The 25,726-nt window shown below is 64.2% G+C and carries 22 protein-coding genes; 5 read left to right on the forward strand and 17 right to left on the reverse strand.

Annotated features, from left to right (window positions below; translation table 11 throughout):
- Positions 1-51: 51 nt before the first annotated feature.
- The 5 genes from GV829_RS07010 to GV829_RS07030 all read left to right on the forward strand — a co-directional run bounded on the left by GV829_RS07010 (position 52) and on the right by GV829_RS07030 (position 6,194).
- On the forward strand, positions 52-2,262 hold the full coding sequence (locus GV829_RS07010; RefSeq protein WP_169945268.1) for a TonB-dependent receptor: 2,211 nt from the start codon (positions 52-54) through the stop codon (positions 2,260-2,262).
- 16 nt (positions 2,263-2,278) lie between these two features.
- Positions 2,279-2,689: a GFA family protein gene (locus tag GV829_RS07015; protein WP_169945270.1), complete on the forward strand. Its 411-nt coding sequence runs from the start codon at positions 2,279-2,281 to the stop codon at positions 2,687-2,689.
- A gap of 22 nt (positions 2,690-2,711) precedes the next feature.
- Positions 2,712-3,587: a helix-turn-helix domain-containing protein gene (locus GV829_RS07020; protein ID WP_169945272.1), complete on the forward strand. Its 876-nt coding sequence runs from the start codon at positions 2,712-2,714 to the stop codon at positions 3,585-3,587.
- Between the two features lie 108 nt (positions 3,588-3,695).
- Entirely contained in the window at positions 3,696-5,009 is a 1,314-nt protein-coding gene (locus GV829_RS07025; RefSeq protein ID WP_169945274.1) for a cytochrome P450, read from the forward strand.
- A 72-nt stretch (positions 5,010-5,081) separates the two neighbouring features.
- Entirely contained in the window at positions 5,082-6,194 is a 1,113-nt protein-coding gene (locus GV829_RS07030; protein WP_169945276.1) for an NAD(P)-dependent alcohol dehydrogenase, read from the forward strand.
- 16 nt (positions 6,195-6,210) lie between these two features.
- Here GV829_RS07030 and GV829_RS07035 read toward each other — a convergent pair whose 3' ends face one another.
- From GV829_RS07035 to GV829_RS07115, 17 genes are all read right to left on the reverse strand, one after another.
- Entirely contained in the window at positions 6,211-6,960 is a 750-nt protein-coding gene (locus tag GV829_RS07035) for a prepilin peptidase (RefSeq protein ID WP_169945278.1), read from the reverse strand.
- Positions 6,961-6,986: 26 nt separating this feature from the next.
- On the reverse strand, positions 6,987-7,697 hold the full coding sequence (gene gspN / locus GV829_RS07040; protein WP_169945280.1) for a type II secretion system protein N: 711 nt from the start codon (positions 7,695-7,697) through the stop codon (positions 6,987-6,989).
- Positions 7,694-8,191 carry a type II secretion system protein GspM gene (gene gspM, locus GV829_RS07045; RefSeq protein ID WP_169945282.1) on the reverse strand — a complete coding sequence of 166 codons (498 nt, stop codon included), beginning with the start codon at positions 8,189-8,191 and terminating at the stop codon, positions 7,694-7,696. Before gspM ends, gspN begins: the two co-directional genes overlap by 4 nt.
- Positions 8,188-9,360 carry a type II secretion system protein GspL gene (gspL, locus tag GV829_RS07050; RefSeq protein WP_169945284.1) on the reverse strand — a complete coding sequence of 391 codons (1,173 nt, stop codon included), beginning with the start codon at positions 9,358-9,360 and terminating at the stop codon, positions 8,188-8,190. The genes gspM and gspL overlap by 4 nt, the downstream gene beginning before the upstream one ends.
- A 13-nt stretch (positions 9,361-9,373) precedes the next feature.
- Positions 9,374-10,369 carry a type II secretion system minor pseudopilin GspK gene (gene gspK, locus GV829_RS07055; RefSeq protein ID WP_169945286.1) on the reverse strand — a complete coding sequence of 332 codons (996 nt, stop codon included), beginning with the start codon at positions 10,367-10,369 and terminating at the stop codon, positions 9,374-9,376.
- A complete protein-coding gene (gene gspJ / locus GV829_RS07060; RefSeq protein WP_169945288.1) occupies positions 10,366-10,980 on the reverse strand; it encodes a type II secretion system minor pseudopilin GspJ in 615 nt (204 codons plus the stop codon). Before gspJ ends, gspK begins: the two co-directional genes overlap by 4 nt.
- Positions 10,981-10,997: 17 nt before the next feature.
- Positions 10,998-11,369 carry a type II secretion system minor pseudopilin GspI gene (gene gspI / locus GV829_RS07065; RefSeq protein WP_169945290.1) on the reverse strand — a complete coding sequence of 124 codons (372 nt, stop codon included), beginning with the start codon at positions 11,367-11,369 and terminating at the stop codon, positions 10,998-11,000.
- Positions 11,366-11,851, reverse strand: coding sequence for a GspH/FimT family pseudopilin (locus tag GV829_RS07070; RefSeq protein WP_169945292.1), 486 nt, complete (start codon positions 11,849-11,851; stop codon positions 11,366-11,368). Before GV829_RS07070 ends, gspI begins: the two co-directional genes overlap by 4 nt.
- Positions 11,817-12,293 carry a type II secretion system major pseudopilin GspG gene (gene gspG / locus GV829_RS07075; protein WP_169945294.1) on the reverse strand — a complete coding sequence of 159 codons (477 nt, stop codon included), beginning with the start codon at positions 12,291-12,293 and terminating at the stop codon, positions 11,817-11,819. The genes GV829_RS07070 and gspG overlap by 35 nt, the downstream gene beginning before the upstream one ends.
- A gap of 3 nt (positions 12,294-12,296) precedes the next feature.
- Positions 12,297-13,511, reverse strand: a complete 1,215-nt coding sequence (gspF, locus tag GV829_RS07080; RefSeq protein ID WP_169945296.1) for a type II secretion system inner membrane protein GspF — start codon at positions 13,509-13,511, stop codon at positions 12,297-12,299.
- Positions 13,512-13,514: 3 nt separating this feature from the next.
- Positions 13,515-14,993, reverse strand: a complete 1,479-nt coding sequence (gspE, locus tag GV829_RS07085; protein WP_169948056.1) for a type II secretion system ATPase GspE — start codon at positions 14,991-14,993, stop codon at positions 13,515-13,517.
- A 14-nt stretch (positions 14,994-15,007) separates the two neighbouring features.
- Positions 15,008-17,230, reverse strand: coding sequence for a type II secretion system secretin GspD (gspD, locus tag GV829_RS07090; protein WP_169945298.1), 2,223 nt, complete (start codon positions 17,228-17,230; stop codon positions 15,008-15,010).
- Positions 17,227-18,072 (reverse strand): type II secretion system protein N, encoded by an 846-nt coding sequence (locus tag GV829_RS07095; protein WP_169945300.1) that lies wholly within the window; start codon positions 18,070-18,072, stop codon positions 17,227-17,229. The genes gspD and GV829_RS07095 overlap by 4 nt, the downstream gene beginning before the upstream one ends.
- Before the next feature lie 189 nt (positions 18,073-18,261).
- Positions 18,262-20,949, reverse strand: coding sequence for a TonB-dependent receptor domain-containing protein (locus tag GV829_RS07100; protein WP_169945302.1), 2,688 nt, complete (start codon positions 20,947-20,949; stop codon positions 18,262-18,264).
- Positions 20,950-21,035: 86 nt separating this feature from the next.
- Positions 21,036-22,619, reverse strand: a complete 1,584-nt coding sequence (locus GV829_RS07105; RefSeq protein ID WP_169945304.1) for a hypothetical protein — start codon at positions 22,617-22,619, stop codon at positions 21,036-21,038.
- A gap of 208 nt (positions 22,620-22,827) precedes the next feature.
- Complete coding sequence (locus GV829_RS07110) at positions 22,828-24,474, reverse strand: alkaline phosphatase D family protein (protein ID WP_169945306.1); 1,647 nt, start codon at positions 24,472-24,474, stop codon at positions 22,828-22,830.
- A 60-nt stretch (positions 24,475-24,534) separates the two neighbouring features.
- On the reverse strand, positions 24,535-25,641 hold the full coding sequence (locus tag GV829_RS07115; protein ID WP_169945308.1) for a DUF3667 domain-containing protein: 1,107 nt from the start codon (positions 25,639-25,641) through the stop codon (positions 24,535-24,537).
- Between the last annotated feature and the right edge of the window lie 85 nt (positions 25,642-25,726).

A 25,726-nucleotide genomic window follows, 5' to 3' on the forward strand; every position in this document is an offset into this window, starting at 1 on the left:
CCTAAACTTCTCTTCAAATGGGTCAAATGAGCCCAGTTGCGGGAGAGTGACATGGCAGGCTTTACGTATCGGCAGTTGATGCTGGCAGCCCTTGCAGCTTCGAGTTCGACGATTGCACTGGCGCAGGAAGCCGAGGTTGCGGCGGCTGATGGCGACATTGTTGTAACGGCGCAGCGGCGCGAACAGTCGCTGCTCGACGTGCCGCTGGCGGTCTCGGCATTGTCGGGCGACGCGATGGCTGACCGTGGCATCACCAATTCCGCGCAACTGGGCGCAGCGGTGCCCAACCTCCAGATCAACAGCCCGTTCGGCAACACCCAGCCCAACTTCTCGCTGCGCGGGATCGGTGTCGCCAACGAATATAACTCTAACCAGGCGTCGCCGGTCGGTGTCTATCTGGACGATGTCTACATTGCGCCGCGCACCAGCCACGGCATGGGCCTGTTCGACCTGGAGCGGATCGAGGTGCTGCGCGGGCCGCAGGGCACGCTGTTCGGCCGCAACACCACGGGCGGGGCGATCAACTTCATCACCCGCCGCCCCGACCTGTCGGGCAGCGAGGGCTATCTTCAGATCGGCTATGCCAATTACAACACCTTCACGGCGCAAGCCGCGCTTGAGACAACCTTGTCAGAGGATGTTGCCGGCCTGCGTATCGCGGTCAATTATGCCAATGGCGACGGGCAGATCGAAAATGTCTTCCCTGGCGGGCGCGACGGCAATTCGGTCGACAGCCTGCAAGGACGGGTGACACTGGTCGTCCAACCCAGCGACACCGTTGATGTGACGTTGCGTGCCTATGGCGGGCGTGACCGGGGGACGCAGGCGGCCCCGCATGGCATCCTCGCTTTCCGCACCGGGCTCGGCTTTTGGCAGACCAATGAAAGCCGGATGGGCGACAACAACACCGAAGCCTGGGGTTTTTCCGGAACGGTCGGTATCGATCTGTCTGACAGCCTGCGGATTACCTCAATAACCAGCTATGACGGCGGCAACCAGGATTTGCAGCAGGCTGCTGACGGCGCCCCGATCGATGTGCTCGATATCACTTGGCAGTCGCAATATCGCCAGTTCAGCCAGGAACTGCGTGCCAATTATGAAAGCGATGCGCTGAGCTTTGTCGGCGGGTTCTTCTATGGCTGGGACCGCAACATAACCGACAACCGCTTCAACCTGCCGCTGCCGCCAGCGGGCGGATTCTTCCAGCATTACCGGCAGGAGCGCAAATCCTACGCCATCTTTGGCCAGGCCGACATCGCCATTGCCGAGCGTTTGGTGCTGACGCTCGGCGCGCGCTACACGACCGACAAGTCGAGCTATGATGATGGCTTTGCCTATCTGTTCGTCGGTGCGGTTGGCACGCCGGACACACCGATTGCCACGACGGTGCCGTGCGTCACGCCGGCGGGGACCTGCGCCTATAATCCGGCGCTGCGCTATGCGATTGCCGACACCAATCATGCGCTGACCGGGCGGGTGGCGTTGAGCTATACCTTCGAGAATGATGTGCTGCTGTATGCCAGCTACAACCGGGGATATCGCGCCGGGGCGGTGAACGGCGGCGGTTACACCTCATCGGGCGGCATCAACTATATCGAGCCGGAACGGGTGAACGCCTATGAAATCGGGTTGAAGGGCAGGGCTGCGGACAATCGCATCACCTTTGCTGCCTCTGCGTTTTACTATGACTATTCAAACCAGCAGTTGCAGGACACGCGGCCGGGACCGGTCTCCTTCCTGGTCAACACACCGTCATCAACCGTATATGGCTTTGAGGTTGAATCGACCTTGCGGCTCGACCCGTCATTCCGGGTCAATGCCGCGCTTGGCCTGCTCCATTCGGAGTATAAGGGCTTGAACCTGCAAGGCGCCAACCTGTCGGGGAACCAGCTGCCCTTCGCGCCGACCGCGACGGTGCAGCTCGGCTTTGACTGGGACATGGCAGAGATTGGCGGCGGCGACCTGACCCTGTCGCCCAACTTGGCCTATTCAAGCCGGCAATATTTCTCGCCGTTCAATGACACCAATGTCGTCGGCTCGCCGCAGGTGAACAGCGAACTGCAACAGGGTGCCAATGCCAAGGTCAATGTCGCGCTCGGCTGGAGCAACGACAGCATCACGGTGCGCGCCTTTGCCAACAACCTGTTGGAGCGCAAGACCTATGCCTATGGTCTGGACTTGCGCGGGGCGGGTTTCCCGTACAACTTCCTCGTGCCGGCGCCGCCGCGCACCTATGGGGTGTCGGTCCGCTTCGGTTTCTGAGGCGGGGAGGATAGGGATGGGTGATGCGGCGCGCGAGGGCGGGTGCCTGTGCGGGGCGGTGCGGTACAGTATCAGCGGTGAGCCGCTGGTGACGGCGGTGTGCCACTGTACCCACTGCCAGAAGCAGGGCGGCAGCGCCTTTTCCGTGGTCGCGGTGGTGACGGATGCGCAGTATAGCCAAAGCGGCGAAACGCGCGTCTATGCTGACCGGGGCGACAGCGGCAAGGGCGTCGAGCGCCACTTTTGCGGCAATTGCGGCTCACCCATCGTCTCGCTGGTCGAGGCCATGCCGGGGCTGACGATGGTCAAGGCGGGGACGCTTGACGACCCCAGAGGTCTGACTCCGACACAGGAGGTGTGGTGCGGCAGCGCTTGGGATGCGGTTCCGCCCTTTGCCGGAACGACACGGGTTGTCGGGGCCAGCTGACAAACGTGGGGGAGGGGAAGTGATGACGCAGGTCTGGGACAACAAGGCGATCATCAGCGACGTGTTCGGTCGCCCGCCCGAGATAGAGTTGGAGTCCGTCGGGGACGGCTGGTCCCTGTGCCGTTGGCGGCAATTTGTCGGCAGCTATTCGGTGCCGGCGCTGCCCGACCCCATGTTCATCGTCCACATCGCCGGCAAGCCGCAGGTTAAAACGTGGATGCGCGACGGATGGAGCGAGACCAGTTCGATCCCCGGCTGTGCCACGGTGCATCCGGCGGGCACTGGGACAAGCTGGCTGGTCGATGGCGAGCTTGATGTGGTGACGCTGAGCGTCTCGTCCGACCTGTTGCGCAGCGGCAGCCAGCAGGAATTGTTCCGCCAGATGCGCTTTGCCTTTGCCGACCCGCTTGGCGTGGCGCTGACGCGGCAGATACTTGCCGAACTGTATGCGCCCGACAATGATGGCCGGCGCGATTATGTGGCAGCGATGGTCAATGCGTTAAAGGCGCATATCCTCGCCGGGCCGCCAGTGGGCGAAGCGGTCAGCGACATACCGACATCTGATTTCTCGGCTTATCGGCTGCACAAGGTTATCAACGCGGTCCAGGCCAAGCCCGAGGCGGACATGAGCCTGGAGGAGATGGCGGCGATGGCGGGGATCACCCCATCGCATTTCTGTCGCGTGTTCAAGAAAGCGACGGGCATCACCCCGCATCAATATGTGCTCAAGGCCCGACTGGATCGGGCGCAGCAGATGCTGGTGCAGAGCGAGATGAGCCTGGCGCAGGTCGCCGAGGCGATGGGTTTCACCAGCCAGAGCCATTTCAGCCGCGCCTTCCGCAGTTATGCCGGGACAAGTCCGCGCGAATATCGCCAGCGCCGTTGGGGCACGGCCTGATTGGCCGAAAGCTGGCGCGCTTTTTGACTGCATTTGATCGAGCCTTTGCCTGACAGACCGGGCGCGCAATGGTGAGGTAACGATAGGCCAAAGTTGCGGAGAGAAACAATGAACGCGCCGATAACCCCGACTGTCGATGCCCCGATGATCCCGCCCGAACTGGTGGCCCCCGCCTTTGCGCCATCAACCTTTGCGGATCGCGACGCGGTCCACGCGCTGTTCACCCGGTTGCGGCGCGACTATCCACTTAATCAGGTCGAGGTGCCGGGCTATGACCCGCACTGGATCGTCACCAAATATGCCGACCTGCGCGAGATCGCGCGGCAGGATGATATCTTCCATGGTGGCGACCGGTCAAAGACGCTGATCAGCCAGGCTGGTGAGGAACTGGTCAAACAGTATACCGGCGGCCAGTCGAACATCTTCCGCTCGCTGGTCCAGCTCGACCCGCCGGAGCACAAGAAGTATCGCGATGTTGCCGCTGACAGCTTTTCGCTGGCCAGCATGAAGGCATTGAAGCCAATGGTTGATGGCATCGCCCGCGATTATGCCGAGCGATTCTTTGCCCATGCGCCGGAAGTCGATTTTGCTGGCGAGATAGCCTTTCACTATCCGCTGAAAGTGGTGCTCGACCTGATCGGTGTGCCAGAGGCCGACCATCCCAAGATGCTCGAACTGACACAGTGGCTGTTCACCTGGGCCGACCCTGATCTCAGGCGGCCGGGGTCGAACCTTGAGGACCCGACCGAGATCACCAAGACCTGGGGTATCGTGTTCGACGAATTCGAGAAATATTACACGCCGATCATCGAGGACCGCCGGCGCTGCCCGGCGCATGACCTCGCCACGGTCCTCGCCAATGGCAAGGTCGATGGCGGGCCGCTGGAGCATCGGGCGCTCATTTCCTATTTCATCATCGCCTCGACCGCCGGGCATGACACGACGGCCGCGACGACCGGCACGGGTATGTGGCAATTGGCCGAACGGCCCGACATATTGGCGATGCTCAAGGCGGATCCGGCGCTGATCCCTGGCTTTGTCGAGGAGACCATCCGCTGGGCAACGCCGGTTCAGCAGTTCGTCCGTTCGGCAACGCAGGATTATCAGATCAAGGGCCGGACGATCAAAAAGGGGGATCTTGTGTATCTCTCCTACCTTTCGGCCAATCGTGATGAAGAGGCGTTCGAGGATCCCTTCACTTTCAACCCGCTGCGCTCGCCCAACCGGCATGTCGGTTTCGGCTTTGGCGGGCACACCTGCCTTGGCATTCACCTCGCACGGATGGAAATGATCAGTTTCTGGCAACAGGTGATCCCGCGGTTGAAGTCAGTGACGCTGACCGGCACACCGCGCATGGCCGAATCCGAATTTGTCTGCGGGCCGAAATCGGTGCCGATCCGATTTGAGGTCGAACCGGACTGACCTGACGCGGATAGCAATTGCGGGCAACGTCGCCGTGCACCAGCCTGTCGCCAGATGAGAGGGAGAATTGCCATGACCCAAGCCCGCGCCGCCATTGCCCATCAGCCCGGGGGCGACTTCACCGTCGAGCCGATCGAGGTCGACGCACCGCGCGCGGGGGAGGTGCGCGTGGCGATCAAGGGTGTCGGCCTGTGCCACACCGACCTGGTGTTCCGCGACCAGTTGGCTCCCTTTGCGCTGCCCGGCGTGCTCGGCCACGAGGGCGCGGGTATTGTCGAGGCGATTGGTGAAGGTGTCGAGGGGCTGGTGGTCGGCGACGAGGTGGTCGTCGGCTTTTCAAGTTGCGGTGCCTGCCCGCGCTGTGACGAGCATCTGCCCAGCTATTGCCAGAATTTTGTCCCGCTCAACTATGCCGGGATGCGGCTGGAGGATGGCTCGACCGCCTATGCCAAGGATGGTGAGCGGCTGACGTCGCACTTCTTTGGCCAGTCCTCCTTTTCGACCCTCACCGTCACACGCGCCAGCAATGTGGTGAAGGTCGATACGTCAAAGGTCGCGCTGGAATTGCTCGGGCCGCTGGGCTGCGGTTTTCAGACAGGCGCGGGCGGCGTCATGCGCTCGCTGAAGGCCCATGCCGGATCAAGCATCGCTGTGTTCGGCGGTGGCCCCGTCGGTCTGGCGGCGGTGATGGGTGCTGTTATCCAGGGCTGCTCGACGATCATCCTTGTCGAGCCGATTGCCGCACGGCGCGACATCGCGCTTGAACTGGGCGCAACGCATGTCATCGACCCGGCGGCGACGGCGGACCTGACCGCGGCGTTGCGCGAAATCGTGCCTCTCGGCCTCGACTTTGCCTTTGACACATCGGGCGTGGTGCCGGTGATCGAGGCCGGATTGGCTGCGCTGGGTGCGCATGGCGCGATCGGCCTGGTCGGCGTTCCGGCCAAGGCGGAAGCGGCGATCAGCGTCAACATTGCCGCCCTCATGACGCCCGGCCTCAGGATCATCGGCATCATCGAGGGCGACAGCGTGCCGCAGGATTTCATCCCCGAACTGATCGCCCATCATGCTGCCGGTCGTTTTCCCTTTGATCGCTTGATCAAGACGTTCCCGCTTGAGCGGATCAATGAGGCGATTGCTGCGCAGGCGCGGGGCGAATGCATCAAGGTGGTGCTGATCCCCTGATGCCGGATGGTGTGGCTTACTGATGGGCGAGCAACCATAGGGTGGGGGGCGTTGCGAGTGCAAGCAGAGTCCCCAGTGGTAAGCGCATCAGTCGCCAGTCGTGCGTCACGCCATGATCGCGATTGACCGAGCGGGTCACAGCGACTGCCAGTCCGGCCAGTGCGGCGAACAACAGCAGCATCGGCAAGGCGGCCCAGCCCAGCCATGCACCAAGCGCGGCAAGCATGGGCGCATCCCCGCCTCCCAGTCCATCACGTCCACGCAGCATCTTGTATCCCGCGCCGATCAGCCAGAGTAGAGCAAAGCCACTGGCGCAGCCAATCAGCCGGTCGGTCAACGCGGCGTCTATGCCGAGTGATGCCGTGGCAATGCCACCGAACAGCAGGCCGGCCAAGGCTGTGGTGGCGCTCAGCCTATGGGGCAACCAGAAATGGCGGGCGTCAAACAGGGCGAGTGTCAACAGCAGAAGACCGAGCAGAAAGAGGGCGGCGCCTCCTCCGTTCGGGGCGTGCCATAGGCAAAGGCCGCCGATGATCCCGGCCAAGGCCTCTGTCGCCGGATGAAGTGGATCAATCCGCCCCTGACATGTGCGGCAGCGCCCGCGCTGCATCGCCCAGCTGACCAACGGCACAAGATCGCCAATGGCGAGCGTCCGGCCACACCCGTCACAGGCGGAGCGTCCGGTCACGGATTGGGCCCGGCCAGCGCGAATGACCCAGGTCGCAATGAAGCTGCCCCAGACCGCACCCAACAAGGTGCCAGCCATGGCCGCTGTGACTGGAGCAAAGGCTGTCAGAACCGCCCCCGGAAGACACGATGCCAGCCTTCCGCCGTGCTGCTGAAACCAGCAGCGGATAAGGCTGTCGCTGTCATGGGGTCGCTGGCGGCGATACCGAAGCGGGCTTCATAGCGACCAGTGCCATCAATCGTCAGCGTAAGTCTCTCCATCCCTGACTGGCCAGCGAGCGGAATGACCAACGACCGGCCTTGGCAACGGGCACTGCCCGACAGGCCATTGCGCAGATCGAGGCCGGCAATGCGCCCCGCAAGCATCAATTGCACCTTGCCACTGGCAAGGCGGCAGTGGCCATCCCGGAAAAGCACGGAAAATTTATCAAGCTGCACTGATTCGACCGGGAGGCCTCCCAATGCTGTGCCAGTGATGCCGATGGTACCGCTGAGTTGGTCAATCGCGCGCCGCCCGGACGACAGTTCCAGGCTGCCCGCCAATGGCCCGGTGCCACCATTCCCTGCTCTCTCGACAACAAAGTGGGCCCGGCCAAGCAGCAGGGGCAAAGCAGAAAGGCCGGTGTCGACTGTTCCGAGGTGGAAAGGGCCGAGCCGTGACTGTTCGAGGCGGCCTGACCAAATCGTGCCGCTGGCCATTCGGGCCGTCAACCCTGCATCTTCCAGCCCGATGAGACTGACTGCCAAACGCAGCGGCAGGCACATGATGAACGCCAGGATCATTGCCGTGAGGGTCCATAGGTGGAGTCTGCTCATTGTGCCCGCCGGATGCTGGCTGTCATCGCCACGGTGCCGTCGGCATTAGGCCGCAGGGACAGGTCGGTGACTGTAAGGCCCATGCTTTCCAGTCGGGTCAACCATGTGACCAGCGACGATGACTGGGCACTGGCGATGGCGATGGTCGCCGCGGCGTCACCGGCGGGCTCGTTGCGGGACAACGTCAAGCCCTGCTCGGCAGCACCCTGAGCGAGCACGAGTGTCACGGAGATGGCATTGGCGGAGCTGTTGATGGGAGCGGCGCGCGGTCCGGCAGCTTGCAGTTTCCTGATTTCTTTAACCCGGGCTGCAATGACGGCATGTCGTTCAAGTGCAATGGCATGCGTTTCACGTGCGGCAACCAGGGCGGATGTGAGCGGTGCGTAAACGGCAATCCAGCCGACCACAGCCGCGGACAAAGCCAGGGCAATGCCTACCAGCCAGCGTTCGCGCAATGAAAGCCCGCCCCACCATTGGCGCAATCGGACCGTCATCGAACGCTCCTGATCGTTATATCCCCCATGGTGCGTCCATCGGTGCCACTGCGCGGGGTGGCAGTGATTGTGTATCCGGCGGCCTGAAGCGCGAGAAGCACGGTGTTGATATCCTCTGTTCGGGGTGCGGCCAATGTTGCTGACAATGTCCCGTCCGGGCTCCAGGCCAGATTGGTGAGTGCGACGGTGGGCGCTGGTTCCATTGCGGCGACCAAAGCAGCATAGGTGGCCGAGAAGCGCGCGGTGCCGCCACCGAGGTTCGCCAGTCGTTCATCAAGTTGCGGGATGGCCTGAGCCAGCGGAAGGGGTTCGGTCAGGACATTCGCGGCTTGAGCGGTGGCGCGGCGATCCAGAGCAGCGGTATCCCATTTTAGCCGCCCCAGCATCGCGAGGGGGATGGCAATGCTGGCGAGCAGGATGAGGCCAAACAACAGAATAGCCCGGCTTAATGTGAAAGCATCGATCAAGGCGGGCGGGGCCTTGGCCCATTTGCCGCAAAGCAGATCCAGAGGAATGGCCTCGGACAAGTCCTGCATGGCCCGTTCAATGGTGTCAGCGGGGGTATCAATGATCCGCGCGCTATCTTCCACGAGTTGGCTGACAAGCGCAGGATCCGCAACGAATGCTGTGTTATCTGACCGCAGAATTGGCTGATCACCGAGCGTCGCACGAACGAACGAGCCGGGTCGGTCCACCGGTGGTGATGGCAGCAGAAGGGCGGCGGGAACCACATGGTCTGCAACAAGACCGTAGCTTGCGAGCCAGTCCCGCCATCGCGACATGAGGCTGTGGCTGGTGATGGCGATGAGGTGGCTGTTTGCGGAAAAGGATGTGGTGTGGCTTGTGGCTATGTGCAGATCGACTGCCGGAGTTATGCTCTTTTCCGCGGCAAGGAGACGCGCGGTGGCGTCTGCCTGTCGTGCGGTGAGACCAGGAAAATTGGCGCCTTGGAGGGTGACATCAGCAACGGGCGCAAGTGCGACCAGCATGGTCTGGCCATTCGTTGAATCCCCAGTCGCAGCATGCAGGTCATCAAGCGTGTTGCCTGACGCAATCACCTGGCCATCAAGCATATGCCACCAATGGCTGCGGTGGTGCACAGGTTCACCCGGCGCGGCAAGGCTTGCTGCCGGTGGCAAGGTAACGATCAAGACATCTTGTGCGCTCACGGGCACTCCCACTTCATTGATCGATTCCTTCAAGGCGCCGGATGACTTTGGGCGGGGTCTCAGGGGCGCCCGCGTCGATCAGGCTTTCACTGACGGTCATGTTGTTGCCGATTCTGACCCGTGTTTGCAGGCGGAACCAGCGGGTAACGAGTTTGACCTGGGCGGCTGCTTCACCGCCCGGTTGTTGCCCGGCGAGAGCAGGGCCTGCCCAGAAACGATTGAGGCTGCCATAGCCGCCGGTCGGTCGGCTGGCGAGATGAGCGCGCGCCTGAGCCGGGGTCAGCCGTGTGGGCATCAGCATCATCAGCAGCGGTGCCTGTTCCGGCAACAGCGTGTTGACGTTGACCGGCGACAGCTCGCTGGTTGGCAATGCGCAGACCCACGGACGCAGGCGTGACCAGTTTTGTTTGGTCACGCCAGCAACGGCACGCAGTTCAGCCGCGTCGCTCATCGCACGGTCTGCCGTGCGATAAGGCGTGGCGCTGACAGCATAGGCGGCGTCTTCGGCGCCGAGAGCAACGGCGTTCTGATCGGCGTCGATCCAGTCGGCTGCGCTGGCGGCAATGCGGTCCGCCTGGGCGCGATCTATCGAGACGGCCTGCATCAGGGCGATGAACTGTTCAAGGGCAAGCGCGCGCTGGGCACTGCCGCCGACAGTGGAATCGGCGACAAGGCTGTTGAGGTTGAAGCAGTTGCCGCCATCAGTCAGCGTCAGTTCGGCACTGCCACCGCCTGGGAGAGGCAGGATGAAGGGCTTGCCGAGCCAGTCTCCCTCGAGTGTGACCTGTGACTTGCCCTTGACGAGTTGATCAATGCGCCTGAGTGCGAGGGCTTCGGCAGCGAGATGATAGTGGCGCGCCTGTTCGATAGCGCTGGCACTTGCAGCGAGGCGGGTGGCGAGGGTGAGGCGCTCGATCGCGGTGGCCGAGATGACGGCCATGACCGCGACCAGTAGCAGGACGGTGAGCAGGGCGGCGCCTTGCTCGCGGTGAGGCGCGGTGTGGCTCATGTCTGCCCTCCCGCAATCCCCTCTGGAGCGAGGCCATCGGGCGCGACGAGGAAGCGCATGGTGAGCGGTGCGGCATTGCTGCGCTGGACGGTCAGTTCGACCGCCAGCGGCAGGCGCGCGGCGTCACCCGCGGCCCAACTGTCTGACCAGCCGCCATCAGGCCCGCGATAGCGCAGGGCGAGGCTGGTGACGTTGCGCAGCAGCACGGCCGTTTCGCCTTCGCCGGCGCCGTCGAGGGCGGCGCTGGTGCGACGGACGAGGGTGTTTGTGTCGAGGGTGTAGCTGACGCGGGCGAGGGCGGGGCCGCTGTCATCGCCCGCGCTGGCTTGGACGAAGGCAAGGCTGGTGGCGGTACCGGCGAGGGCGGGGCGCAACTGGCCCTGCTCGTCACGGCTGGGGCGGGGCTGGGCAGTGGCGAGTTCGCGTCCGAGCAGGGCGCGCAGCCGGTTGAGGCCGCCGCTGTCATCGAGGCGCGTGCTGATGACCGACTGGGTGTCGATGCTGGCGCGCAGGAGGAGGACGCCGGCAGTTGAGAGCAGCGCGAAAATGGCGAGCGCGACGAGCATTTCGACGAGCGTGAAGCCCTGTTGTAGAGGGCGAGTTAGAGCCACTTTCCGGGGGGTGGGCATCAGCCGGTTACCCGGACGGTGGTGAGGCGGGCGGGGGTGCCGTCGGGGGCGGTGACGCGGATCTCGATGCGCAGGACCGAAGGGTCTGCTGTGGCCGTAACCTGTTGATTTATTGTCCAAACAATGCCGCCATTGGTGATACTGGAGCGGGACTGGCCGATGGTTGGCGGAGCCGGATCGGTGAGGGCGTCGGCGGCGGCGTTGGCGGCGACGATGCGCGCGATCAAGCGCGTGTCGAGATCGGTGGTCGAGCGTACGGTGAAGGCATCAAGCCGGACCAGGGCAAGCGCGGCGATCGACAATATGGCGAGCGCGACGAGCATTTCGAGCAGGGTGAAACCCGACTGGTCCGTGGCATGGTGGTTGGTCATCGCACACTGACCTCCCCGCTGGCACTGACGATGACGCTCGCGCTGGTGCCGCCACTGGTGAAATCAATGCGCAAGGGCGCACTGGGCAAGCCGACCCGGTCAAAGGCGAGGCGGCCCTGACTGGCGCCATTGATGCTGACCGCCGTGCCGCTGGCCCAGTCATCCCGGGCAAGACGGCCATCCTCTAGCGGTTGCCATTGGCCACCGCTGCGCCGTTCAAAGCCATAGCCCGAAGCGGTGACCCACAGGCCATGCGGGCGAGCATCAATGACCGCCGTGTCGCGCAGCGCCGCGATCCGGGCGGCAAAGCGCGTCGCCTGCCCCATCGCTCCGCCGCCTGACGGGGGCATCGACAGGATCACGGCGGTCGCGGCAAGACCAACCAGCGCCAGCACAACCATCAGCTCGACCAGCGTGAAGCCGGCTTCGCGGGTCAGGGGAAGGCGATCAGTTCGAGCCACCGTAAATGTCGGCCTTGTCATCGCTGCCACCCGGCGCGCCGTCGGCACCCAGCGAATAGATGCTGAACGGGGCACCATTCCGGCCCGGGACCTCAAGCTGATAGGGACGACCCCATGGGTCATCGGGGAGGTCGCGGACATAGCCGCCTGACCGGTAACGAGTGGGATCGGTGAGGCTGGCCGGCGGAGTGCGCAGCGCGGCGATGCCGTCGGCAGCGGTCGGGTAGCTGAGATTGTCGAGCCGGTACATCTCCATCGCCTGTTCGAGCGTGGCGATGTCCGCCTTGGCCTTGGTCACCATCGCCTTGTCCTGACTGGGCAGGACATTGATCAGCACGATGGTGGTGAGCAGGCCGAGGATGAACAGCACGACCATCAGTTCGGTGAGGGTGAAGCCCTGTTCATCGCGGGGCCGCTTTGGCAGCGGTCGGCGGGTGAGGAGGCGGATGAGGGAAGGCAGCATGGATCAGGGTCCGGTCATTTGCTGGAGTTGCAGGATGGGAAGCAGGATCGAGAGGATGATGAGCGCGACGATGACGCCCATGATGACGATGATCAGCGGTTCGAGAAGCGCCATCGCGGTCGAGGTGAAGCGGTCGAATTCGCGTTCAAGATAGTCGGCGGCGCGTTCGAGCATCGTGTCGAGCTGTCCCGCGCTCTCGCCACTGGCGGCAAGATAGACGAGCAGCGGCGGGAAGACATTCGCGCTGCGCATGGCGGCCGAAAGGCTGCCACCGCCGCGCACCTGTTCGACAATGTCGGCGGTGGCAGCGGCGAGGACGCTGTTGCGGATGGTCGGGATGGTCAGGCGCAGTCCCTCGATCAGCGGCAGGCGGCTGGCCACCATCGTCGAGAGCGTGCGGGCAAAGCGGGCGGCGTGCAGATCCCGCAGCAGCCGCCCGAGCAGGGGCAGGCGCAACAGCCAGCCGTCAAAGGCGCGACGCGGGCCAGGTTTCCGGAGCAAGGCCCAGCCGCCGGCAGCGACAAGGCCGAGAGCAATCAATACTGCCCACCACCAATTGGCGGCAAAGGACGAGAGGGCGATGACGATGCGGGTGAGCAGCGGGAGTTGCTGGCCGACCGTGTCAAACTGTTCGACCACCTTTGGCACCACCCAGATCATCAGCGCGGCGATGACCGACAGGGCGACGAGCGCAAGAACGACGGGATAGGCGAGCGCGGAGATCAGCTTTCCCCGCACTTCGGCCTGCCGTTCGAGCAGGGCGGAGAGGCGGGTGAGGATGGTCGGCAGCGAGCCCGAGCTTTCACCGGCGCTGACCATGGCGCGGTAGAGGGCGGGGAAGCTTTTGGGTTCTCGCGCCATGGCGTCGGCGAGGCGGCGTCCTTCGACAATGCCTGCATGGACATTGCCGATGATGGTGCGGACATGTGCCGTCTCGGACTGGCGCGAGGCGGTGCGCAGGGCTTCCTCAAGCGGAGTGACCTCGGTCAGGGTGGCGAGTTGGCGGGTGAACAGTGTCAGCTCACGCTGGCTGATGCGGTTGCGGGTCAGGGTGAGGAGGGACTGGCCCTTGATCGGAGCTGTGCCGGGGGTGCATTCGACGACGAACAGGCGGCGCTGGACCAGCTTGGCCTCGGCAGCGGCGCGATCCTCGGCGCTGATGTGGCCGCGTTTTTCCTTTCCAGCGGGGTCAATGGCGAGATAGCGGAAATCAGCCATGGCTCATCCCGCCTCGCCCTCTTCGCGGCGCGAAATGCGGATGGCTTCCTCGACCGTCGTTTCGCCCTGCTGCACAAGCGCGCGGGCGGCGCTGGTCAGCGTCGGGCCGGATAGAAAGGCGTGGGCGGCGATGGCGCTTTCGTCGGCGCTCTCGTTGATCAGGCGACGGATGGTCTCATCAACCTGCACCGCCTCATAGACGCCGATGCGGCCGCGATAGCCGCTGTTGGAGCAGGCGGGGCAGCCAGTGGCGGTGAAGATGGCGGTGCCGGGGGCGATGCCGACCATGCCGGCGATGCTGGCGTCGGCGGGCACGGCACGGCGGCAATCGGGACAGAGGCGGCGGACGAGGCGCTGGGCAACGACGGCGCGCAGCGAGGAGGCGATCAGGAAGGGCTCGACCTTCATGTCGCGCAGCCGGGTGATCGCGCCGACCGCGTCATTGGTGTGGACGGTCGACAGGACGAGGTGGCCGGTGAGCGAGGCCTGCACGGCGATGTCGGCCGTCTCCCGGTCGCGTATTTCGCCGACCATGACAACATCGGGGTCCTGCCGCAGGATGGCGCGCAGACCGGCGGCAAAGGTCAGGCCGACCTTTGGATTGACCTGTGTCTGGCCGATGCCGTCGACCGCATATTCGACCGGGTCCTCGACGGTGAGGATGTTGCGGCTGCCGTCGTTGAGCCGTTTCAGGGCGGCATAGAGGGTGGTTGTCTTGCCCGATCCGGTCGGGCCGGTGACGAGGATGATGCCATTGGGTTCGGCGAGCGCGGTGGTGAGGATGCGTTCTGCCTCGCCCGACAGGCCGAGCCGGTCAAAGTCGATGCCCGCCGTATCCTTGTCGAGCAGGCGCAGCACCACGCGCTCCCCTGCGCGGCTGGGCAGGGTGGAGACACGGACATCGAGGCTCTTGCCGCCCAGCGTCAGGCCGATGCGGCCGTCCTGCGGCACGCGGCGTTCGGCAATGTCGAGCCGGGCCATGACCTTGATACGGCTGACAACGACGGGTGCGACATGGGCCGGCATCCGCAGCACTTCGCGCAGCAGGCCGTCTATCCGCATGCGGACGACAAGGCCGCTTTCATAGGGTTCGATGTGAATGTCGCTGACGCCCTGACGCGCGGCGTCGGCGATGATGCCGTTGATCAGGCGGATGGCGGGGGCATCATCCGCGCTGTCGAGCAGATCCTCGGCGGTTGGCAGGTCGGTGGCGAGCAGATCAAGGCTGCCTTCCCCTGCGGCAATGGCTCCGGCCATGGCGGCGCGGCTGTCCATCGCATAATGATCGGCCAGCAATTCGTCGAAGCGGCTGGCGCTGACCAGATCGACGGCAAAGGCGTGGGTGAGGTGGCGGCGGACCTCAATCAGCACGCGTGGGTCGCTGCCCTCTCGCAGGGCGACGACAGGTGCACCGTCGCGTTCCCCGGCCAGCAGCACGCCCTGTTTCAAGGCAAAGGCATAAGGGATGGGTTCGACGACCATGGTCACTGTGCCCGTCACTGGCCCTGCGGTTCGGATGAGGGCTGAGGTGGGGGTGGTGCGAGGTCGCTCGGTGGAACGGCTGTGCTGGCCATTGGCGCATCGGGCGCGCGCCATTCGGTGAGCGGACCGCCGCTGACCGTGACATCGTCGGCGCGCGGTTGGACGGCGGGCGGGGTGGTGCCCAGATAGTCGCGAACGAGCAGGTCGATCTCCGGTTCCGCTTCCGGATCACGCGCCAATTGCTCGGCGCGGATGAAATTGTAGCGGCGCGCGGTCATCGCCGCATTGTCGGCAGCATTTTCAAGAATGGTCGGGCGGATGAAGACCATCAGATTGGTGCGGGCGTGGCTGCGCGAGCGGGAGCGGAACAGTTCACCGAGCAGCGGAATGTCCGAGAGCAGGGGAACCCGCTCAAGCGTGCGGCGCTCATCATCATTGAGCAGGCCGCCGATGGCGACAATCTGGCCATTGTCGGCTGTCATTACCGTGTCAAACCGCCGCTTGTTGAGGACGAGGTCACTCGAACGGCTGGAGACGGGCCCGGCGACACTGGACACTTCCTGAGAAATGTAGAGGGTGACCTCGCCGGAGGCGTTGATCTGGGGCGTGACCTCCAGCTTGATGCCGACTTCCTCACGCTGGACGGTGCGGAAGGCATTGTCGAAATTGTTGGACAGGCGCTCGCCGGTGGTCACCGGCACTTCCTGACCGACGAGGAAGCTCGCCGGGCTGTTGTCGAGGGTGACGATGTGCGGCGTGGCGAGCAGGTTTGAGGCAGTGTCCGACTGGACCGCGTTGATGATCGCGCCGAACACCGTGTTGCGGCCGACATCCCCGGCGAAGCCGGCAAAGCCGCCGGTCGCGGTGAGCAGGCTTTGCGCCGCTGCTTCGGAGACGGCGCTCCCGAACGGGTTGGTCGAGGTGGTGGTAACGACATTGCCGTTGATTGTCGTCGTGTCGCGGGAGAGTTCATAGCCGGCGACGGCAGCCCCGATGCTGAGGATATTGGGGTTGGCGTTGCTGTAGTTGGTCGCGACGAAGGGTGTGTTCTGGCCGCCAAGAAGGAATTGCACGCCAAGCTGGCGGGCGGCGTCATTGCCGATTTCGACGACGATGGCCTCCACCAGAACCTGGCGGCGGCGGATGTCGAGCTGGCGAATCAACTCGCCCAACTGCCGCTGCACATCGGCATTGGCAGCGACAATGATGGCATTGGCGCCTTCGTAGCGGGTGACGATGGCTGGCCCTCGCTGGACGATGCTGCCGCGACCGCCGGCGGTTGTGGTGGCCGGAGCCGAGGGGGCCGGGGCCGGGGCGGCGTTGCCATTGCCTTCACCTGCCGATGATGGTGCTGCGGGCGGAGGCACCGGGTCGCTGCCGCCGCCGACCAGTTGCTGGAGCGTCGGCAACAGACGGGCAGCATCGGCATGGTTGAGCCAATAGACGCGCACTTCAGCCGAGGAGGCGGAACGCTGGTCAAGCTCGTTGGCGAGGGCGGCAAAGCGTTCGACGGCGGCAGCGTCGCCACGGATCGCGATGCTGTTCGAACTGTCAAAGGCGGCGACAGTGACCGCGCCGGTAGCCGGAGCACCATTGGCGCCGGCCTGTCCCGCGCCAAGTTGCTGCAGCGAGGCGGCGATTTCCCGCGCGCCGGCATTGCGCAGGTGAACGAGGCGCGTGGCGCTGGCGTCGCGGTCAATCGAGGCGACGAGGGCGCGGATGCGGCGGACATTGTCGGCAAAATCGACGACCACCAGGCTGTTGGCGTTGCGGTTGGCGGTGACCGACCCTTGCGCGCTGACCAGCGGGCGCAGCGTTTCGATCGCTTGTGTCGCGTCGATATGACGCAGGCGGACGACTTCGGTCACCAGCTGGTTGGCGGCGGCGCCGGCGGTGCCGAGGCGGCTCGGCTGGGCAGCGGCGCCATCGACCGGCTGGATGCGATAGCTGCCGTTGGGCAGGGGTATGGCGATCATGCCATTGGCGCGCAGGGTGGAAAGGAAAATCTCGAAATATTCGGCGCGGTTGAGCGGGCGTTCGGTGACAACGGTGACGCGCCCCTGCACCCGGCCATCGACGACGAAGGTGCGGCCGGTGACGCGTGCTGCATCGGCAATGAAGGCGCGGATGTCGGCATCGCGGACGTTGAGGACATGCTGGGCAAGGACCGGTTGGGCCGCCATGAGGACAATGGCACTGCCGAACAGGGCGTGGCGAAGGAAGGCGTGGCCGGTCATGGGTTTCCGTTCGGGATGGTGATGGCGATGGGCACGGTGCCCGCGCCGCGTTCGACATCAAGGCTGAGGCGGGCGCCGGGGGCAAGCTGGGCGGAGATGGCGGAGATATCTGCCGCAGAGGTGATCGGGCGACCATTGACCGCGCGGATCACATCTCCGGCACGTAAACCGGCGGCGGCAAAGGTGGTGCCATCACCCTGTTGCGCGACGCTGATCCCGGTGACGCGGTTGCCGATGGTGCGCGGGCTGAGCGCGAGACCGGACCGCAGGGCAGCGGCGCTGAGCGGGGCCCCGGCTTGGGGCGCGGGGATGGCGGTGGTGGGTGTGCCTGCGGGACTGTCGGCGCTGGCGGGGGCAGAGGCTGTGGCTTGGCCCTGGTCGAGGTAGAGCAGCTCGATCTTGCCGCCATTGTCGATGGCGACATGGTCGAAATGCACGGACCTCAGGCGAACGCCGGGCTGGATGTCCTCGCCGACACCGATGCTTTTCTGAATCCCATCACCGCCGGCAATGATCGCCGATCCGCCCCCGCCGTCAATGCGGACGCCGAACAGTTGCAGTTGCAGCGAGGTGACGGTGGTGCTTCCCGCTTCGGTTGGTGCAACGCTGCGGTAAAAGGGGTCGACGCGGGCGAACAGGTCCGCCTTGGCATCGGCGGGCATGTCGACGGGCTGGCGGGGTTGCCATGCGCCGACAGGTGTCGCGGGGGTAATCAAGACAAAGACCAGACGCGCGCATTGGATAATCAGCACCAGCGACAGGGCCGCGATAAGCCAGCCGCCGGGGCTGGCCCGCAGCGAACCGAGCCGCTGGCGCAGGCGCTGGTTGATGGTCATCACCATGGCCGCCGTTCATTCCCCTTGAGAGCGCGGATACGTCATGCGAGTCGCCGCTATGACAGTCGCGTGACTATATGGTGACACTCACAATACGGAAATATGACAGGTCCCGGCGATTGGCACCAAAACAAGCCCCTTCCGGCACCGGCGTGACGGAAGGGGCAGGATTCCCTGGGGGAGGGGCCGGGAAGTTCAGAATTTGAGCGTGGCACCAAGGGAGACGCTTGTCCCGAGCCGGTAACGGTTGAACCAGATGCGGTTGGCGCCGGACTGTTGATATTCCTCATAGCGGCGGCCGGTCAGGTTGCGGGCCTCCAGCTTTACGTCGAGTTCGCGGCCGAACAGGGTGAAGCCCTGACGTGCGACAAAGTCGATCTGGATGCCGGGATGTTCCTGGATGTCCGGCTGACCCGAGGGACCGCGACTGGTGACGCGGGGACTCGAATAGGTGATCAGGATCGTCTGCTGCGAATTGGTTTCGGTGTCCTCAAGGCCAAATTGCAGGTTGACCAGATGGTCCGACTGGCCGGTGAGCGGGGAGCCGTCAAAGAAGAAATCCGAAGCATCCAGCGTCTGGCCGTTGATTACCGTGGTGTCATTGGCTGCAACGCTGATGTCTGATTGGGTATAGGTGTAGTTGGCGATGAGCACGGCCCGGCGATTGGCCCAGAAATCCCCACCCCATGTATCGAGCGGAAAATATTTCTGCAGTTCGAACTCGACACCATAGAGGCTGGCGGTGGGCGCGTTGGCATAGCTGGTGTTGACGGTGTTGCTGTCCTGCGAGGTGTAGGCCTCGATCGGATTATCGATCCGCTTCCAGAAGGCGGCGGCGGTGATGCGCTGTTCGCGGGCGAAATAATATTCGTAGCGCGCCTCTGCATTCCACAGCCGGCTGTCGGTCAACGAAGGGTTGCCGCGATAGAGGCGGTTCGATTCCGGGTCCTGATAGACTTGCGCGACCAGTTCGCGGAATTGGGGCCGGGCGATGGTGCGCGAGGCATTGACCCGCAATTGCATGTCCTCTGCCATTTCCCAGGTCAGGGTGACGGCAGGCAGCCAATAGTCGTTGGCGAGGTTGGTCGCGGCGATGGCGCTGCCGCCGCTGCCGAACAGGTCGATGGGCACGACTGTCTGGGTCGCGTCTTCGTAGCGGACGCCCAGATTGACGTTGAGGCTTTCGACGACCGGCGCCTGGATTTGCGCATAGCCGGCATGGGTGGTCAGGGCAGCGTCAAAGGCTGCGGTGCCGTCCTGCGCCGAGGTTTCGAGGAGGGTGATGCCGAACTGCTGGATGGTGGCATCCGACAAGAGATAGTCGGGACGCAATTGCTGGACGGCGACCGGCAGGTTGGCGGCGCGATACTGGAAGGCACGACGGATGGCGATGCGCTGGGTATCGCTGTAGCCATAGCCGACGCTGAGCGTGGTCTGGGGCGCCAGTTCATAAGAAAGGTCAATTCCGCCTGACCACAGGGTTTCATTGAGGTCGGAAAAGGCGATGGTCGCCCCGCCCTTGTTGCCGCCGAGGTCGTTGACAAAGCGGTCACCGGTCGGGTCCTGTGCCAACGGCAGGTTGGTGCGGACATAGGTGAAGGTCCGTTCATAGGGCGCCTCACGCTGCGATTTGGCATAGCTGCCGCGCAGATCGAGGCTGAACGGGCCGAATTCAAACTCACCGACAATCTGGCTGTCGATCAGCTGGCGCTCATACCAGGCAGTGTCCTGCACCATGATGTCGCGATCAACCTGGTTCTGGTCGGTGCCGGTGGCGAGACGAGCTTGTTTGAGCGTGTCGCGAATGTAGAGATTGGTCCAGCGCAGACGATGCTCGCCAAATTCCGCGCCCAATCCGAGCAGGCCGTTCACGACAACGCGATTGTCAGTGATGACCCGGCGATAATCGGTCTGCGGGTCGCCCGACAGGTCGAGTTCCAGCGAGGTTTGCTGAAGTGTGTCGCGGGTGCGCCACTTGTTCGAGATTCCGGCGGTGGCGATGATGCCAAAGCGGCTGTCGCCGATGTCGAACGAAGTGCCGCCCGTCAGCGTTCCCGACCAGTTGACCGGCATGTTGTTATTGGTCTGCAGCAGCGAGGTGCGGCTGTTGACTAGGCTCATGGCCAGGGTCTGGAGATCGGTCCGGCTGAAATCAGCGCCTTCGATGATCGGCTTGCCGCTGGCGAAAGCGGCGGCAAGGCCTGCGGGGACATCGCGCGTGCCATCGTCAAAGCCGGTCCAGTCGGTCGGGCTGCCATAATAGACATAGCCGAGCTGCCCGGTGGTTTCGCTGTCACCACCCAGGCTGCCGCCGATTGACAGGAAGCTTTCGTCGGGGATGGCACGGGTAGTGAGATTGACCACGCCACCGCCGAATTCGGCTGGGAAATTCACCGAGTAGCTTTTCTGGACCAGCGTCGAGGCGATAATGTTGGTCGGGAAAATGTCGAGCGGCACGACGCGCTTCAGCGGTTCGGGGCTGGGCAGCGGCGAACCGTTGAGCAGGGCCAGCGAATAGCGGTCACCCAAACCGCGGACATAGACATAGCCGCCACGGGCGACCGACAGGCCGGTTACCCGGCCGAGTGCGCCGGCAATGTCGCCTTCACCGGTACGGGCGATGTCTGCGGTCGACAGGACCGAGACAACTTCAGGTGTGGCGCGCAGTGGATTGGGGGTGAAGCGACCGCGCACGATAATGTCCGCGCCGTCAAAGCCCGGCACCGAGACGTCCGCTTCTTGGCCGCCTTCGCTGGATTCCGGCGCTGCGTCACCGTCCAAGGATTCGACGGGTGATTCCGTCGGCCCTGTCTGGGCATGGGCGGCGGGCGCCACCAGCGCGGTTGACAGCAGGAGCAGGTGCAGCAGGGATTGCGGCTTCATGGGATAGTCCCCCTTTGGACTGGAACAGATATGCAAAGGGGCGGAGGGCCGGACCGACCCTCCGCCTGATACGGGTCAGTGGCGGATCAGGTCGGGATCAGCGTGCAAGCGCGGCTGGCCGAGCCGAAGTTGGCCGTCGACGAGTTGCAGGTCCAACCGGTGTACCAGGTATCGTTGGCGTCCCTGACCGCACCGATATAGCTGGTGGTGTCAAAGAAGGCGTTCAGGGAACGGGCGTTGAACGGGGTGATGCCGGTTTCGGTTGCGCCGTTGATGAACAGGCTGACCAGCGACGGCGTGTAGCCGAAACTGTTGTTGGTGCCGGCGGTGAACAGCGTCTGCACATCGGCGTTGGTCACGCCGCCCGATCCGGTGAAGGGCGAGCTGCCGCACTGCATCTGGACCGAGTTGAATTTGGGCGCACCCAGTTCATCCAGAGCAGCGTCAACGGTCGCACGGGTTGTTGTGGCGCTGTTGAGGCGAAGGCAGCTGAGCCCCGGAGCGATGACAATACCGTTCGACATGTTGTAATCGGCGCCGCCACGGATCAGCATGGCGGTGGCGTTGGCACCAGAGGTCGAACGCTGGATGAAGGTGAAGTTGGACAGGTTGACGGCCTGACGCGGGACCGCTTCCTCATTACCGTTCGAGTCGGCTTCGATGATCGAGTCACCGACGGCACCGCCAGCGCGCTGAACGGCGATGACATACTGGATATTGCCCTTGTAACCGACATCGGTGTCGAGATTGTCATCCTCCGCACCGGTGATGACCAGCCGCTTCATGTTGACCCGGCCACCGAACACTTCGATGCCGTCGTCCGAGCTGTTGTGGATCTGGATATTGTCGATCTGGGTGCCGCTGCCGACGCCTGAGGGAGTCAGGCCTTGCAGTTCGGAGTTGGCTGAAAGGATGAAGCCCGAATAGCGGATCTGGACATAGCTCATGCGGCCCGAATTGTCGGCTGGCTGTGCACCGCCGTAGAGCGCGTTCGACGTGCCTTCTGTGTCGCGTTCGCACGCGACAGTGCCGGGAGCAGCCCCGGGCGCGAGGCAGTCGGTGATCGGCGCTCGGCCGAGCAGGACGACACCGCCCCACAGCTGGGACGTTTGGTCGTCGGCCGAGCCAACGACATTGCCGCGACCGGTAAAGACGATCGGCTGGGTCGGCGTGCCGACGGCGTCGATCCGGTTGCCGCGATTGACGACAAGATAGGAAACGCCGGTTGCGCCGAACACGGTAACACCCGGATCAATGGTCAGCGTGACGACAGTGTTGGTGCTGGACGCGCCCTGATCGGTGCCGACATCGACCCGGCCGGGCAGCGAGTAGATGACCCCGGCGACCTTGGGGATGGCGGTGGTGGCGGTGAATCGCGCCGGGAAGCCGCAATTGCGCCATTCGCCCTGCGGGCCGCTGATCGTGCCGAGGTTGGTGAGCTGATCGGGGCCGGCGATGGTGGGGCATGCGGCCGTCGGGGTGACGGTGGTCGGCGTTGGCGTGGGTGTCGGAGCCGGGGCTGGGGCCGGAGCCGGTGCCGGCAGAACGATGGTGCCTTCGCCCGGCGAGGCAATGTCGTCGGCACCGCAGGCGGTCAGCGTCAGCGCGGCGACACCGGCGAGCAGGGCGGCGCGTCCCCGGCTGGATGATATAAGGGCGAAGTGTGCCATGGGATGTCTTGCTCCGGACATGGGTTCTGGGAACCGGGACGAATGGATCGCGCCGAATCCGGAGCAGGAAAATGCACCCCCGATTCGCCGCCGGGGCAGCGTCTATGGGGCGGGCATGACAGGGCCGTGCCACTTTGGTGACAGATGCGCGTCACCGGTGTGACGACTGTGTGACAGGCCGGGCGTCTATGCCCGGTCGGGCGTGGATTCAGCCGTTGAGCTGGTTGCGGCCGTGATCGACGCTTTGCGTGACTTCACCGGCCATTGCGGCATCGGCGGTGCGCACACTGTCCCACAATCTGAAGGTCGAGGAGGCGCGATCGGGCGTCAGGCTGACCTTCATATAGCCGCGACGTGATGTATCGACCCATTTGAGGCTTGGGTTCGCATGCCGCAGCGCGTTCGCCACCCGGTCTGGCGAGACCGGGGTGTAGGATTCAAAGCCGCCCGAGGTCACGCTTTGCCCGGCGAATTCGACACCGGCCGGGCGTCCATCATGGGCGAGGTCGAACGCCCAGCCATTGTGGCTGTCGCCCGAAAGGGTGACGAGATTGGCCCCGGCGGATTGCGCCGCAGAGAGCAGGCGGGCGCGGGCTGCGGGATAGCCGTCCCACGCGTCGAGGTTGAAGGGCAAGCCAGCGGCGGCAGCGGCGGCGCCTGCTTCCACCCGGCGCAGGACATAGGCGGGGGCGTTGGCGGGGAACCAACTGGCGGTATCCTGTGGCTGATAGATACTGCCCATGATCACCTGTTGCGCCAGCACCTGCCAGCGGGTGCCGTTGCGGGCGGAATGGGCGAGGGTGCGGGCCAGCCAGGCTTCCTGTACCATGCCCAACAATGTCCGGTCCGCAGCATTCCACACCGTGTCCCGGAAGCGGGCAAGGGCGGCGCCCCGTTCCGCCTCGCTGAGCAGCTCGGGGTGCATTTCAAGCTGCTGCATCCGCCCGGTGACGCGGGTTTCGGGCATGGCGATGGTAGCGAGGGTGCCGATTTCGTAGCTGCGGTAAGGCGTGTCGCTGACCGGCATCCATTCGTGCCATGCCTGAAGCGCAGCGGCTTTGCGCGTCTGCCAGTCGCCCTCGCTGTCGGGACTGTGGTTTTCGGCACCGCCTGACCAGGCGTCATTGGCAAATTCATGGTCGTCGGGCTGGGCGAGCATCGGCAGGCATTGATGGATGCGTTGCAGCGCGGGGTCGGCGCGGTAGCTGGCATAGCGCAGGCGATAGTCGGCGAGCTGGATAATCTCGGTTTCGGGCAGGAACCCGCGCCCGGCCACATGGCGTTCGCGCAGCGGATAGGTGCCCATCGCATATTCGTAGAGATAGTCGCCAAGGTGGATGGCAAGATCAATGTCGCCCGCCATCGCGGCATGGGCATAGGCATTGAAGAAGCCGAAGCCGAGGTTGGAGCAGGAAAAGACGCCAAGGTTGAATTGCGCGACATCGCCCTCTGGCAGGGTGCGGGTGCGGCCGATGGCGCTGCTGCTGCCGTCCGGCGCAATGAAGCGGTAATAGTACCAGCGGCCGGGCGCCAGGCCGGTGACCGTCAGCTTCGCGGTATGATCGCGCGCCTCGCTGGCGGTGATGTTGCCGCCGGCGACGGGGCGGGTGAAGTCCTGCGTTTCGGACAGTTCGGCGATCAGGCGGCTTTCCGGGCCGCTGCCGATATAGCGTGTCCACAGCAGGATGGATGAGGACGTTGGCTCGCCACTGGCGACACCATGGGTGAAACCGCGCGCTTGGCGGAGCGATTGGGCCGCTCCGGGGACAGCGAGCGCGCCAAGGCCGAGCGTTGAGAATTGCAGCAGCAGACGGCGATCGGGGCGCCATGACTGCCCCCGGTTGGGGTTGCTCATCGTCTCTCTCCCTGTGTGATGACGCGCCCCTATAGTCGGGGTCTGTGTCCGTTCAATGTCTTAGCCCAATGCCCCCAGTGCCAGCAATCCTGCCATGAAGAGGATGAGATTGATGCCGGCAACGGTGACAAGAATGGTCGCGCGCACCAATGCGCCGATACGCGAGCTGCGATAGGTGCCGCGCAACTGCCGGTACATGTGGAACGGCGGATAGAGCAGCAGCAGGAAGGGGATGAACGGTGCCCCCACGCCCATTGCGCCCAGCACGCGGCTGAACACCAGCAGGAGCAGCATGAAGCTGAGCGAAAAGGTGACGAACACCAGATGATCATACATGCCGAAGCGGCGGCTGAACGGATAGAGCAGCCACAGGAAGGGAGCGGACAGCGGGATCAGCGCCCAGGCATATTTATAGGCGTTGCTTTGCAGCTTGTAGAGCATCAGCGCCGGATCGGCATTGGCCTGATCGATCATCTGGTCGATGAAAGGAGCGCCGGTCCTGATATCGGCAAAGGAGACGTTCTCTGGCCGTTGCGCCTCCCCTTTGGCATTGACGCCAAATCCGAAGGTTTGCGTCATCCCCTCGGCAACGCGTTTTTTCGCAGCAAGCTCGCGCTCCAGCTCATCGGTTGGCTGACCGGCGGAGCGGGCCTCGGCGAGGTGCCGTTCGCTGGAAGCAATCTCAGCCGCCATATTCTTGGTGACTTCGTACACGGCGCTCTGTCGCTGGGTGACGGTGAGGGTGCCCCCGTCTATAGCTGCTTCGTTGGGGTTGCCTAACCCGCTGCCCATTGCGCTGAAAATCGCAAAGGTCAGAAACACCGCGAACAGGAACAGCGCAAGCGGCGAGAAGAAACGGGCGCGCTCGCCATTGATGTAGCGGCGGGTCAGCTCACCGGGCCGCCAGAACAGTAGCGGCAGCGTGTGCCACAGCTTCCCCTCGAAATGGAGGACACCGTGGAGGACGTCATGGACGAAACCCATCGCCGTGCGGTGGACATGGCCGCGCTGGCCGCAGCGGTTGCAAAAGGGGCCGGTGAGGAAGGTGCCGCAGTTGAGGCAGCGTTCACCGCCGCCGCTGTCGGCCTCACCCCTATCCGGTTCGACCGCGCGCGCGGCGAGGCCGCCGGTCAACACATCCCCAATGGCTTCGATGTCCCCACTCATGCCCGTTTGATAGCATCGCGCGGCCAGCGGGCAAGCGGGCAAGCGGGCATCGGGGCGGGCTTTGCCCTTTGTCCGCACCAGTGGT

The sequence above is a fragment of the Sphingomonas lacunae genome, from assembly GCF_012979535.1.
GTDB lineage: Bacteria > Pseudomonadota > Alphaproteobacteria > Sphingomonadales > Sphingomonadaceae > Sphingopyxis > Sphingopyxis lacunae.